We start from the raw sequence: 13,428 nt of genomic DNA on the forward strand, positions 1-13,428 counted from the left end.
GTAGAAAAAACGAATAGATTACGTTATAAAGTGACGTTAAATGTAAACTTAAATGCTACATTATCACCCATTACAGGTAAGTGGTAAGCTCCATAACGGTAAGTAAAGCTTAAACCAAAGCCGAAAAATAATTTGTTAATTTCGAAACCCGATTCGGTATAGCCTTTATCTAAGGAGCCAAAAGTAATATCTTGGTGACGTTCTGGCTGGTCAATACTACCTAGAGCATAGCGGGTAATTAAAACCATTTGTGGTTTATAACGATTGGTAATATTGAAAGGTGCTAAATAATGTTTAAACTGAAAGGTGGCAAACTTATCGGAGAAGAACTCGTTAAAAAACATGGTTTCAAAACTGTTTAATCCGGCTACCGAAAAGCGTTGCAAAATAGTTTCTTTGTTGATATTGTTGGGGTAGGCGTGGTATAAATGTGTTAATGGTGTATCACCACCAGAAACTCCTGAAACTAAAGTGATTTCTGAAAACGATTTTTTTGTATCGCCGATTTTATAAAGGGTTCTGAAATCGAATTTAGAGAAATTGAAATCACTTTTAAATACATTTTTAAAACTTTTGGTGTATTGAAAGGTGAATTTCGGGTAGCCATCTTTGGTTTCTTTCATTCCCGTTTTTGTAGATTCAAACCGGCTAAACGGACTCCATTGTATGGCGCTTTTTACAGAACTCGTTGTGAAGTTTGTATGTACTTTATCTGGTAAATTAAATCCATAACTGTACGTTGGGTCTATTTTACTGGTAGAGAATTCGGTTTCGGTAGAAATTTTGGGTGTAAACTCATGTTCTAACGAAATGGCTTTGGTAATATGTTTATGAAACAGACTAATATTTAATAACCGTGGCTCAAAAAACTGAAAGATACGCTTATCAGTTAAAAACTGAGTACTTCCGGTTTCGCTTAAATCGTCGGTATACGATGCGTTTATCCAAGTATTGCTAGCTTCGGCTACGCGAACACCTGCGCCCAAGCTGTATTTAAAATTAGTATCTCTAAAACCGTAAACCAAGTAGGTGTTAATGCGGTATTTATCAGAGAAGGCGGTATTGGTTTCTAACCCTAAACCTGTTCTAACGGCTTCGTATTGGTTGTATTTCATTAAATATCTTAAATCGAAATTAAAATATTTAGTAGGAAAATAACCGTTAGCAAGTGCTTTAACAAAGGCACGTTTCTTTACAGAATCACGTGCTTTTTCAATCGAAATATCATGACTTTGTTGCGCATTTAAAGCGAACGCAAATAAAAAACATAAATACAGAATGCCGTGTTTCATTTAAAGCAACAAGAATAAATTATCAAAAAAAAAGCGACATCGTTGTCGCTTTTTATGTTTTCAACTGTTATACAATAATTTTAAACAGTCATGATTTCCTTTTCTTTAGCTTCGAAAAGTTCATCCACTTTTTTAACGTGTCTATCCGTCATTTGTTGCACGTCTATTTCTGTATTTTTCTTTATATCTTCAGATACATCTTCGTTTTTCTTAATATCGTTGTTAGCATCTTTACGTGCTGCACGAATACTAACCTTAGCATCTTCAGCTTCAGCTTTAGCTTGTTTAGCCAAATCTCTACGACGTTCCTCGGTTAATGGTGGTACGTTAATAATAATAACATCGCCATTATTCATAGGGTTAAAACCTAAATTAGCATAAGCAATACCACGCTCAATTTCTTGTAACATGTTTTTCTCCCAAGGTTGTACAGTAATGGTTCTACCATCAGGCGTGTTTATATTAGCAACTTGGCCAATAGGCGTTGACGATCCGTAATAATCCACCATTACGCTACCTAACATAGCTGGACTGGCTTTACCGGCTCTAATATTAATAAATTGCTTTTCAAGATGTCTTAAGGCATTATCCATCGACTCTTTTGTACTATCTAATATAAATTGAATGTCTTCCATTGTTTTTAACTTTAATAAGGTTTAGCTATATCCAAAAATTACGCCAAGTTTAAACGTTTACTTCGGTACCAATTTTTTCACCTGCAACCACTTTTAGTAAGTTACCAATTTTATTCATATCGAATACAATAATAGGTAATTCGTTTTCCTGACTTAAGGTAAACGCTGTAGTATCCATAACTTTCAAGCCTTTTTGTAAAACATCATCAAAAGAAATACTTTCAAATTTTACAGCTTTCGAGTCTTTTTCAGGATCGGTATTGTAAATGCCATCTACACGTGTGCCTTTCAAAATCACATCAGCTTCAATTTCAATGGCTCTTAAAACAGCAGCCGAATCGGTTGTAAAATACGGATTTCCAGTACCACCTCCAAAAATAACAACACGACCTTTTTCTAGGTGGCGCATGGCTTTTCTTCTAATAAAAGGCTCAGCAACTTCGTTAATTTTAATGGCTGTTTGTAAACGTGTTGGTATATCGGCATCTTCCAAAGCACCTTGTAGCGCTAAACCGTTAATTACGGTAGCCAACATGCCCATATAATCACCTTGAACGCGATCCATACCTTTACTAGCGCCTGCTACACCTCTAAAAATGTTTCCACCACCAATAACAATGGCAACTTGTACGCCTTGGTCTGTAATGGTTTTAATGTCTTGTGCATATTCGGCTAAACGGTCAGGGTCAATGCCGTATTGGCGTTCACCCATTAAGGCCTCGCCAGATAGTTTTAAAAGTATTCTTTTATATTTCATGTTGTGCTTTATGAGATGCTCGCTTATGCGAAAACAAAAGTTTAGCAAAGCTACATAAAATTTTTATTTTTTTGAATTTATTACACGGAATACCAATGGTAATTTCAATATAGTTAAAATGTTTTGGGGCGGGTTTTTAAGAAAAATAAAAACCGAGCTATCCACTATATCTTTTTAAAAGCACGTGATACAACCAAAAACACGTTATTGTTTGCTATCTTTTAGCTTAAATATATGGTTACATCTTTGTAGTTTTAAAAAGGATGCCGTTGCTATCTCTCCCGCGGGTGTCCGCCAACATGTTTAATATATCTGGGGAGTATAAAGTATTATTCTTAAATTTAAACCATAAAAAAAACCGCTACATCTAAAAAGAGTAGCGGTTTTAAAATATTTTAATACTTCCGTTTATAGGAAGCTAATAAAATGTATGTTGATTATCCAACAGAAACACGTTTGAAACCTGTAATTTCAACATCTCCGAAAGAAGAAACGTATGTTGCAACGTTTGATTTTTCATCTTTAATGAAATTTTGATCTAATAAACATTTTTCTTGGTCTAAAGTCGTGTTATCAGAAATGAAACGCTCCATTTTACCAGGTAAAATTCTATCCCAGATTTGTTCTGGTTTCCCTTCAGCTTTTAATTCAGCTTTAGCAGCTTCTTCAGCTTTAGCTAAAACATCATCAGATAATTGAGCCATAGAGATAAATTGAGGTACATTTTTAAGTGTTTTACCTAAACGACCTAACTCGATATTATCTTTTTCAATAACAGCAATTCTTGCTTCAGTTTCCGATGCTACGTAATCAGCGTCAAAATCTTTGTAAGATAATGTTGTTGCTCCCATAGAAGCTACTTGCATAGCTACATCTTTAACTAAAGTTTCAGCGTTATCTACTTTTGCAGATAAACCAACTAAAGCAGCAATTTTGTTAATGTGAACGTAAGTTCCAACAAAAGGAGCTTGTAATTTTTCAAAACTAGTAATATCTAATTTTTCACCAATTACACCAGTTTGTTCAACTAATTTTTCAGCAACAGTCATGCCTCCAAAATCAGCAGCTAAAAATGCATCTTTAGAATCTACTGTTAAAGCAATATCTCCTAATTGGTTAGCTAATGCTAAAAAGTTTTCATTTTTACCAACAAAGTCAGTTTCACAACCTAAAACAATAGCAACACCTTCTGTTTGGTCTGCATTAATTTTAGAAACAGCAGCACCTTCAGAAGAATCTCTGTCAGCTCTTTTTTCTGCTACTTTTTGCCCTTTTTTACGTAAAACATCAATAGCTTTATCGAAATCGCCTTCCGCTTCAACTAAAGCTTTCTTGCAGTCCATCATTCCTGCTCCAGTAGCTTGTCTTAATTTGTTTACTTCAGCCGCTGTAATTTTTACTGTAGTACTCATAGTATTTATAATTTAAAAAAGTCGTTCAATATATTTTCAATAAAGAAAAGAACTAAACGACTTATTTGTTTGTGTTAATGTGTTTTTTTATTCTTCTTCTTCAGAAACAGCTTTTGGAGCTGGAGCAGCTTTTGCTTTTGGAGTTTCCTCTTTTGCAGATGCTGCAGCATCTTTATCAGCTTTACGTTCTGCTAATCCTTCAGATATTGCAGAAGTTACGTGAGATAAAATTTTATCAATTGATTTAGAAGCATCATCATTTGCAGGGATAACGTAATCTACTTGACGTGGATCTGAATTGGTATCAACCATTGCAAAAATTGGAATGTTTAATTTTTGTGCTTCTTTAATCGCGATGTGCTCACGTTTAATATCTACAACAAATAAAGCACCAGGTAAACGCGTCATATCTGTAATAGAACCTAAGTTTTTTTCTAACTTCGCTCTTAAACGATCAACTTGTAAACGCTCTTTTTTAGATAACGTTAAGAAGGTACCATCTTTCTTCATTCTATCAATAGAAGCCATTTTTTTAACGGCTTTTCTAATAGTTACAAAGTTAGTTAACATACCACCTGGCCAACGCTCAGTAATGTATGGCATGTTTATAGCGCCAGCTTTTTCAGCAACGATATCTTTTGCTTGTTTCTTTGTTGCAACAAATAAAATTTTACGACCAGAGTTAGCGATTTTGCTTAATGCTGCACCTGCTTCGTCAATTTTAGCTGCTGTTTTGTATAAGTTAATTATATGGATGCCATTACGCTCCATATATACGTAAGGCGCCATGTTTGGATCCCACTTACGTGTAAGGTGACCGAAATGTACACCTGCTTCAAGTAATTCTTTTACTTCTACTGCCATTTTGTAATAATAGTTTACGTTCTGTTGAATTAGCAATGTTCCATTTTGTTTAAACTTTTAGAGTTTAAATTCTGGCTTCATTTAGATGCTAAACTAAATCCTGTTTTTTTACAAACCAGGACAACAATAACTTGTTTTTTTATTTTTTGTGAAATGATAAAGGCATCTGTAAAACAGATCCTGAACCATGTCCAGGATATTAACGTTTCGAGAATTGAAATTTCTTACGAGCTTTCTTCTGACCGAATTTCTTACGTTCAACCATTCTTGGATCTCTTGTCAATAAACCTTCTGGTTTCAAGATTAATCTGTTTTCAGCATCAAGCTCACACATTGCGCGAGAAAGAGCTAAACGTACAGCTTCAGCTTGTCCAGTAATACCACCTCCATATACATTTACTGTAATATCAAAGTTGCTGTCATTGTTAGTCAAAACTAAAGGCTGATTTACCTTGTACTGTAAAGTAGCTGTAGGGAAATAGTTAGTTAAGTCTTTTTTATTAATCGTAATGTTTCCTGTTCCTGTAGAAACATAAGCACGAGCAACAGCCGTCTTTCTACGGCCAATTTTGTGAATTACTTCCATGTTATTTAAATTCTTCTAAGTTAATTACTGCTGGTTTTTGCGCATCATGTTTGTGCGATGTTCCAACAACAACGTTAAGGTTACGGAATAATTGAGCACCTAATTTGTTTTTAGGTAACATTCCTTTAACTGATTTTTCTACTACTCTTGCTGGATCTTTTCCAAACAATTCTGTAGCAGTTAAACTTCTTTGACCTCCTGGATATCCAGTGTGACGAATGTACGTTTTAGCGTTCCATTTGTTACCAGATAAACTGATTTTTTCTGCGTTGATAACAATAACGTTATCACCACAATCAACGTGAGGTGTGAAGTTCGGCTTGTGTTTTCCTCTTAAAAGTTTTGCAACTTTAGAAGCTAAACGGCCAAGTGCTTGTCCTTCAGCATCAACTAAAACCCACTGCTTATCTGCAGTTGCTTTATTGGCTGAAATCGTTTTGTAGCTTAATGTGTCCACGTTTTTAATTTATTTTTTATTAAACATTCCTCTCTTAAAAAGAGTTTGCAAATTTACGATTATATATTTGATTACCAAATAGTGTGGTCACTTATTTTTAAACTGAGTTCTTTACAGAGCTAATATTTTGATTTTCAAAAAGTTTTATTCTTTTTTGAAGTATATCTACCTGATTACTAGGGAATATTTTGTTGAAGGCCATATGACATGATAAATATCATATTTTAAACAGCTGTTTGTTTAGACATTTGTACAAGAAATATAAATGATCTAACTATGAAGACACTAGTAACACAGGGAAAAAGAGTTCTAAATTTATTTATGCTTTTTGTACTAACATCTACTTTAGTACAAGCGCAACAACTAAGCTTGGTTAATAATGAATCTACACTAACCGTTTTAGGGACCTCCAATATTCATGACTGGCATCTAGAAGCCGAAAGTCAAACAGGGACTATTAAATTTAAAAATTTAGAAACTTGCCAAATAGAAGCATTGACTTTAAGTATAGAGGCTGAAGGTTTAGTAAGTGGAAAAAAATCAATGGATAAAAACACTTTTAAAGCTTTAAATACAGAGGATCACAAAAGCATTTTATTCAAGTTAGTTGAAGTAAAAAGTATAACTAATAAGGACGCCGGTGTTTATAGCGTAAATACTCAAGGAGATTTAACTATTTCGGGAGTTAAAAAACGTATCAGCTTAAACTTTAATATCAGTATAGATGGCTCTAGCGTAACCTTGGTTGGAGAGAAAGCTATTAAAATGACAGATTTTAATGTAGATCCTCCAAAAGCCCTTTTCGGATCTATTACTACAGGTGATGCTCTTACCATCAAATTTTCAACACTATTCAGATAAATAAACCAAATTTTAAAAACACAGAATTATGAAATCAATCTTAAAAAAATCAATCGTATTAGCGGTCCTATTAATTGGATTTAATTTTTATGGACAGAGCAGAGAGCTGAACAATTTTAGGCAGCCTGATAAAAATGGAGTAAATGTATTTGAAGCGCCTAAAGACACCGTATCAAATTTTGATGGCGTTAAAGTAAGAATTGGCGGATCTTCAACATTGCAATTTCAAGCTTTAGATAACGAAAATTCAGGAACGACTCCGTTAGCAGAGATAGGCAGTAACTTCAATTTAGCTACAGCAAATTTAGATTTAGATGTTTTACTTTATGATGGTGTAAGAATGCACTTAAGAACGTATTTATCATCTAGACACCACCACGAACCTTATGTAAAAGGTGGGTATTTTCAAATCGATAAACTAGACTTTATTAAAAAAGGGTTTATGGAAGACTTGATGAAAAATGTAACCATTAAAGTTGGACACATGGAAAACAACTATGGTGATGCACACTTTAGAAGAAGTGATAATGCTCAAGCCATGCACAACCCATTTATTGGTAACCTTATTATGGACTCGTTTACAACAGAAGTTGGTGCTGAAGTTTATTATAGAACAGATAATGGGTTTCTTGGGATGATTGGTTTTTCTAACGGAAAATTAAACCAAAGCGTAGAAAAATCTGATGGTTCTACTGGTGGAGCAGCATTTTTAGCTAAATTAGGATATGATAAACAAATAAACGAAGACCTTAGATTTAGATTAACAGGTTCTGTTTACAATACAGGTTATGCCCCTAACGTTTACTTATACTCAGCAGATAGAGCGGGTGCAAGATATTACAGCATTATGCAAGATGCCTCAGCAACTAGCGATAATTTTAGAGCAGGCCGTTTTGATCCAGCGTATAAAAATAAAATAACTGCTTTTATGGTTAACCCATTTTTAAAATACCAAGGATTAGAAGTATTTGGTACTATTGAATTAACATCAGGAAGAAGCCTTACTGAAGTAGATAGAAGATCATCTGAGCAATTTGCCGGAGAAGTTATTTACAGATTTGGTAATGAAGAAAACCTATACTTCGGTGCTCGATATAATACCGTAAGTTCAGAATTAGCTACCGGTGACGATGTAAGTATTAACAGATTCCAGTTAGGAGCTGGTTGGTTCTTAACTAAAAATATCTTAATGAAAGCAGAATATGTAGTGCAAGAATATAACGACTTTCCTACTGCAAACCTTTTAGAAGATGGTAAATTTAACGGATTGACGTTAGAAGCTGTAATTAGTTTCTAAACAGAATAATGAATCAATAAAACTGAAAATTAAGTCTAGAAGATGTGTTTTAAAGCATGCTTTAACAATAATCCCAATGCTTTTAGACTTAGTTTTTTTAATAAAAAAATTAAAAGTAAGACATGAAAAAGGTGCTATTTCTTATTTCTATTTTAGCAACAATGGCTTTTGCAGGCGAAATTATGGAAACAACTTCTGTAGTAATTGCCCCGAGTAGCGAAATTGTTATTACAGGAAAAACGAATGTTAATAGCTTCAATTGTCAATATAATGTGTTGGAGCTGAAAGAGCCAATACCTGTTCATTTCAAGCGTTATAATAATGGTAAACTTGTTTTCGAAAACACCATTCTAACATTAGAATCTGCTGCTTTTGATTGTGGAGGACCGGGCATAAACTCAGATTTCAATAAACTTTTAAAATCAAAAACATATCCAGAAGTTATTATTGAATTAAAAGAAATAGGTAAACATCCCAAGGATAGCAAGTTAATTAATGCTTTAATCAACCTGGAAATTGCAGGTATAACAAAAGCATATACCTTTCCTGTAAAACTAGAAGGATCGGAAACCTTAAATATTGAAGGTGTTTTAAGTTTAAATATTAGAGACTTCGACTTAGATCCACCAAAAAAAGCTTTGGGTATTATTGTGGTTAAGGAGGTTATTGATATTTCATTTCATTTAAAAGCTAAAGAATATGTGAAGTATTAATAAACTTAACATTAACTAAAATTAAAAACCGCCTTCAAACAAAATTCGAAGACGGTTTTTTTATATAGTACTTTAAAATGTTTTATCTAATGCTGTAAACAATACCACCAGTATAAGTCGTTGCTTTACCAATATTTCTACCGTCCACAATTGTGCCAATACCTGCGCTAATACCAAAGTTTTTTACAATAGGTATAAATAAATCGCCACCAACACGAGAGTAACTTACTCGAGTTTCAGGGAAATTATTAGCAAAACCAGGACCAGCAATATCTACACCTTTATCAGAAGTAGATTGTGCATCAAACCAAGCATCAACATAAAAACTATTGTTGCAATACCCTAATTTTATTAAAGTATTAAGGCTGTTTGGCGCATTAAAATCCTGTCCGTCACCAATATTAAATTCATTATCTGCTTCACCTCTTACGGTAGCGCCAAGTACTACAGTTCCAAAAAGACCAAAGTTATTTTGGTAGTGCATCCCTAATTTACCATCTAAAGCAGGCGCGCCTGTACCTAGAGATAAAATTCCGTTAGATTCGTAACCCATAGGGATAGAACCTCCAGCAGCAGCAAAATACGTCATGCTACCATTTTTTAATTGGTCAATATATAAAGCATATTTTACCATAATACTCAAATCTTGAAGATCCGATTGTTCAGTAGTTCCATTAACAGGATCAGCAACACCTTTACCTTCACTAGAAATGTAAGGTAAACTAGCAATAGCAGTAAGGCGATCGGTAATAGCATAATTAGCATATAAGTTAATAATGTCCTGCGAAATTTCATTGTGAGCAGGTACGCCGTCTACTTTTGTTTTTCCAACGTAAAAAGCATCATAGACGCTAGAAGAATAAGATAAAGAGATGTTAGCTTCTCCTTTCTTGTTGAAAAAACCATCTACAAGCCCTTGAGCTTTAGAAGTCATTGGAGCTAAAAACAGTGCAGTAATAGCCATTGCGGTAAAATTAATTTTCAGTTTCATTTTTATATTTTTTTTAGTTGAAGGGTTAGACGCTCTATTGTAAGTAAGTTTACATTTATTTTTAAAGAAATAGGATTAAAGGAAATATTTGTTAGTCAAACGATTGGTTTTTAATGTGAAACACTACAAATATTTATTTATGCTAATCTGATAAATTCCAATCCATAAGCCGTTTTTTTACTAATTTCGCAGCTTTAAAATTTATACTATGATTTCAGTTGATAATTTAGCCGTAGAGTTTAGTGGAACCACACTATTTAGTGATGTGTCGTTTACTATTAATGAAAACGATAAAATTGCATTAATGGGAAAAAATGGCGCAGGAAAATCGACTATGATGAAGATTATCGCCGGCGTACAAAACGCTACACGTGGAAATGTGCGTTACCCAAAAGAAGCCGTTATAGCTTATTTACCACAGCATTTATTAACTGAAGATGATACTACAGTTTTCGATGAAGCCTCCAAAGCCTTTAGCCACGTGTATAGTATGCGTGACGAAATGGATGGTTTAAACAAGCAACTAGAAACACGTACAGATTACGAATCGGATGAGTACATGAAAATTATTGAACGTGTTTCCGATTTAGGTGAAAAATATTACGCCCTTGAAGATGTAAATTACGATGCCGAAGTTGAAAAAGCATTAAAAGGCTTAGGTTTTAAACAAGAAGATTTTACCCGAAATACCAATGAGTTTAGTGGTGGATGGCGTATGCGAATAGAATTAGCTAAAATTTTATTACAGAAACCAGACCTGATATTATTAGATGAGCCTACCAACCATATCGATATAGAATCTGTAATTTGGTTAGAAGATTTTCTGCTAAATAAAGCCAATGCTGTAGTGGTAATTTCTCACGATAAAGCCTTTATTGATAACATTACAAATCGCACCATAGAAGTTACCATGGGGCGTATTTACGATTATAAAGCCAACTACACCCATTATTTACAATTGCGAGAAGATAGACGCGCGCACCAAATAAAAGCGTACCAAGAACAACAACGTTTTATTGCCGATAACCAAGCCTTTATCGATCGTTTTAAAGGCACATTCTCTAAAACCAACCAAGTAACCTCACGCGAGCGCATGTTGGAAAAACTAGAAATTATTGAAGTGGACGATATTGATACCTCAGCACTAAAATTACGTTTCCCGAAAACACAGCGTTCAGGCGATTATCCCGTTACAGTAAAAGATGTTTCAAAATCTTATGGAGAGCATGTGGTGTTTAATAACGCCAATATGTCTATTGCACGTGGCGAAAAAGTATGTTTTGTAGGTCGGAACGGTGAAGGGAAATCTACCATGATTAAAGCTGTTTTAGGCGAAATTGACGTGGACGGCGAATGTGCTTTAGGGCATAATGTAAAAGTGGGCTACTTTGCGCAAAATCAAGCCGCTTTGTTGGATGAAGATTTAACCATCTTTCAAACCGTAGACGAAGTTGCCAAAGGCGATGTACGTACCCAGATAAAAAATATTTTAGGTCGTTTTATGTTTAAAGGCGAAGATATCGATAAAAAAGTGAGCGTACTTTCTGGTGGTGAAAAAACCCGATTGGCCATGGTGAAACTCTTGTTAGAACCCGTAAACTTGCTTATTCTCGATGAGCCTACAAACCATTTAGATTTAAAATCTAAAGACGTTTTAAAAGAAGCCTTACTCGATTTCGATGGCACCCTTATTTTAGTGTCGCACGATAGAGATTTCCTTCAAGGTTTATCCAATAAAGTATTCGAATTTAAAGATCAACGTGTTATTGAACATTTTGAAACCATTGACGATTTCTTAATTAGAAACCGAATTGAAAGCATTAAAGCGATGGATTTATAGACCTGAAAAGGTTTTGTTTGTGGGAGTAGTTTGTTTTGTTTAGGGCGTTACCCAAGGGTCGGGCTTGCGGCAGTCGCTTTTTTGTGTTGCATAGGTGCAACAACACAAAAAGAGCTTCAACAAATGCCTTAATCCCTAACGCATGTATCCGCTTAATTTGTTTTTAAATTGAACGTTGTTTTTTTTCGTTTGGGTGTTTCGTTTAGCGGTTATGTATATGGAAAGTTGTGTGTTTGTGTGCGAGGATTTTCCGAAGGAAAATCAGCTGTAACAAAAGCGTACGGACTCTTGATTAAGCACTAAACTAAGCATTATTTTAATACTGTGTTGGCAAACGTTTTTTTTAGTTTAAATATTTATCTATATCCTCTATGTATTCTAATCCTTTTTGTCCTAATTGAAATGCTCGTTTAACAGCTTCTTTCATTACATATTTTCGAGAAATCTCAACGAACTCCTTAATGTATTTAACTCCAAGTTTTGTTAGTTTTGCCCACACATTACAGATTCTATTAGCAATTTCTTGCCGCCCTGAAACTGTTAAACTGTCGTTCAGTTGAGTGATCTCATCTTGAATGTCTTCGATTTCTGAAGTATTTTCTTCATTCTTATATTCATTTAGTTTAAGCTTTATTTCTTCAAAATGCTCATATAGAGGCAATATAGATGAAGGTTCAAGTGGCTTGTCTTTCTCTTCCTCAATTATTTCAAAATATGAATAATAGTCTTCTTGAAAAGCTTTTTCTATTGGGTCGTCAAAAACTGTTTTAGTGTTTTTAAATTCACTTAATAATTTAAACCAAATTTGAAAATGTGCATCAATACTTTTCTGGTCAGATTTTATCCAATTAGTTCTAGGCTCAACAGATACAGATGTAAATGGCTGATATTCAATTTGAATTTGATTTTGATTATTTTGTTTTCTGTGTGATTTAATATGGAAGAAAAAATTTGAGTCAATTGAACTTCCTTTGAATCGAATTAAATCCTTTTCGGAACTTACTCTTTTGAATAGTCCGTCTTTTTTATTCAAATAAGGTTCAATTGCCTTGTGTACAACTAAAGGTGTTTGTTCTTTCTTATTCATTCTCAAATACTTGGCAGCTTTTTAGATGTAAAATCGTTCTAATGTTTTATATCCTACGTTAAACGAAGTTAGTTAATCTTTTTAGAACTTCTAAAATATCATCTGGAGACATACGTTCGGTATAATTGGCTTCAACATGAGACGCGATTACCGTAAAATCTTGGTTTATAACAAAAGTAGCGGGAACAGGCAGTGTTATGGAGCTATCACCATTTAAAACGGAAAGGTCGCGTCTTTGGTGGTAATCTTCCCCAGGATCAAATTGTAGATTATAGGCTTTTATTACATCTTGATTGCCATCACTCAAAACCTCAAATTGAAGTGCGTTTTTTTGCGAGATGCTTAGCGCGTCGTCTGGTTTTTGCGGACTTATTGCTACTATTTGTGCGTTGAATGCTTTAAATTGATTGGCATATTTTTGAATCTCAATCAAATCTAGATTGCAAATGGGGCACCACTCTCCTCTGTAAAATTTTAAAATAACAGGACCCGTTTTTAAACAATCGGATAATGCTATTGTTTTACCAAAGGCATTAGGTAATTCAAAATTTGGTGCTTTTTCTCCAGTTTTTAATCCTTTTGCTTCTAAGGCATTGGCTATAACTAGTTTTTGGAAATCTTGTAGTTTACTCATTA

14 protein-coding genes are annotated in these 13,428 nt (G+C 34.1%); 4 read left to right on the forward strand and 10 right to left on the reverse strand.

The window, feature by feature from the left end; genetic code table 11:
* Window positions 1-23: 23 nt before the first annotated feature.
* From QWY92_RS02370 to rplM, 7 genes are all read right to left on the reverse strand, one after another.
* Window positions 24-1,292, reverse strand: a complete 1,269-nt coding sequence (locus QWY92_RS02370; RefSeq protein ID WP_290268323.1) for a DUF5686 family C-terminal domain-containing protein — start codon at window positions 1,290-1,292, stop codon at window positions 24-26.
* Window positions 1,293-1,372: 80 nt separating this feature from the next.
* On the reverse strand, window positions 1,373-1,927 hold the full coding sequence (frr, locus tag QWY92_RS02375; protein WP_290268324.1) for a ribosome recycling factor: 555 nt from the start codon (window positions 1,925-1,927) through the stop codon (window positions 1,373-1,375).
* A 49-nt stretch (window positions 1,928-1,976) separates the two neighbouring features.
* Complete coding sequence (gene pyrH, locus QWY92_RS02380) at window positions 1,977-2,684, reverse strand: UMP kinase (protein ID WP_290268325.1); 708 nt, start codon at window positions 2,682-2,684, stop codon at window positions 1,977-1,979.
* A gap of 437 nt (window positions 2,685-3,121) precedes the next feature.
* On the reverse strand, window positions 3,122-4,096 hold the full coding sequence (gene tsf, locus QWY92_RS02385) for a translation elongation factor Ts (RefSeq protein ID WP_290268326.1): 975 nt from the start codon (window positions 4,094-4,096) through the stop codon (window positions 3,122-3,124).
* 87 nt (window positions 4,097-4,183) lie between these two features.
* Complete coding sequence (gene rpsB, locus QWY92_RS02390) at window positions 4,184-4,960, reverse strand: 30S ribosomal protein S2 (RefSeq protein WP_290268327.1); 777 nt, start codon at window positions 4,958-4,960, stop codon at window positions 4,184-4,186.
* 199 nt (window positions 4,961-5,159) lie between these two features.
* The gene (gene rpsI, locus QWY92_RS02395; protein ID WP_290268328.1) at window positions 5,160-5,546 is read right to left on the reverse strand and encodes a 30S ribosomal protein S9; all 387 of its coding nucleotides are present in this window, start codon (window positions 5,544-5,546) and stop codon (window positions 5,160-5,162) included.
* Between the two features lies 1 nt (window position 5,547).
* Entirely contained in the window at window positions 5,548-6,003 is a 456-nt protein-coding gene (rplM, locus tag QWY92_RS02400) for a 50S ribosomal protein L13 (RefSeq protein WP_290268329.1), read from the reverse strand.
* A gap of 276 nt (window positions 6,004-6,279) precedes the next feature.
* On the opposite strand from rplM, the gene QWY92_RS02405 reads away from it, so the two are divergent.
* The 3 genes from QWY92_RS02405 (at window position 6,280) to QWY92_RS02415 (ending at window position 8,874) form a co-directional block, all read left to right on the forward strand.
* Complete coding sequence (locus tag QWY92_RS02405) at window positions 6,280-6,864, forward strand: YceI family protein (RefSeq protein WP_290268330.1); 585 nt, start codon at window positions 6,280-6,282, stop codon at window positions 6,862-6,864.
* A gap of 28 nt (window positions 6,865-6,892) precedes the next feature.
* Window positions 6,893-8,161, forward strand: a complete 1,269-nt coding sequence (locus tag QWY92_RS02410) for a hypothetical protein (RefSeq protein ID WP_290268331.1) — start codon at window positions 6,893-6,895, stop codon at window positions 8,159-8,161.
* A gap of 122 nt (window positions 8,162-8,283) precedes the next feature.
* Window positions 8,284-8,874: a YceI family protein gene (locus tag QWY92_RS02415; protein WP_290268332.1), complete on the forward strand. Its 591-nt coding sequence runs from the start codon at window positions 8,284-8,286 to the stop codon at window positions 8,872-8,874.
* An 82-nt stretch (window positions 8,875-8,956) separates the two neighbouring features.
* On the opposite strand, the gene QWY92_RS02420 is transcribed toward QWY92_RS02415, so the two are convergent.
* Window positions 8,957-9,865, reverse strand: coding sequence for a hypothetical protein (locus QWY92_RS02420; RefSeq protein ID WP_290268333.1), 909 nt, complete (start codon window positions 9,863-9,865; stop codon window positions 8,957-8,959).
* Window positions 9,866-10,073: 208 nt separating this feature from the next.
* On the opposite strand from QWY92_RS02420, the gene QWY92_RS02425 reads away from it, so the two are divergent.
* Window positions 10,074-11,705: an ABC-F family ATP-binding cassette domain-containing protein gene (locus QWY92_RS02425; RefSeq protein ID WP_290268334.1), complete on the forward strand. Its 1,632-nt coding sequence runs from the start codon at window positions 10,074-10,076 to the stop codon at window positions 11,703-11,705.
* Window positions 11,706-12,048: 343 nt separating this feature from the next.
* Here the strand turns inward: QWY92_RS02425 and QWY92_RS02430 are convergent, their stop codons facing one another.
* Window positions 12,049-12,792, reverse strand: a complete 744-nt coding sequence (locus QWY92_RS02430) for a hypothetical protein (RefSeq protein WP_290268335.1) — start codon at window positions 12,790-12,792, stop codon at window positions 12,049-12,051.
* A gap of 58 nt (window positions 12,793-12,850) precedes the next feature.
* Window positions 12,851-13,426, reverse strand: a complete 576-nt coding sequence (locus QWY92_RS02435; RefSeq protein ID WP_290268336.1) for a peroxiredoxin-like family protein — start codon at window positions 13,424-13,426, stop codon at window positions 12,851-12,853.
* Between the last annotated feature and the right edge of the window lie 2 nt (window positions 13,427-13,428).

Origin of the sequence: Algibacter miyuki (assembly GCF_030409805.1) — a bacterium.
GTDB classification, from domain to species: domain Bacteria; phylum Bacteroidota; class Bacteroidia; order Flavobacteriales; family Flavobacteriaceae; genus Algibacter; species Algibacter miyuki.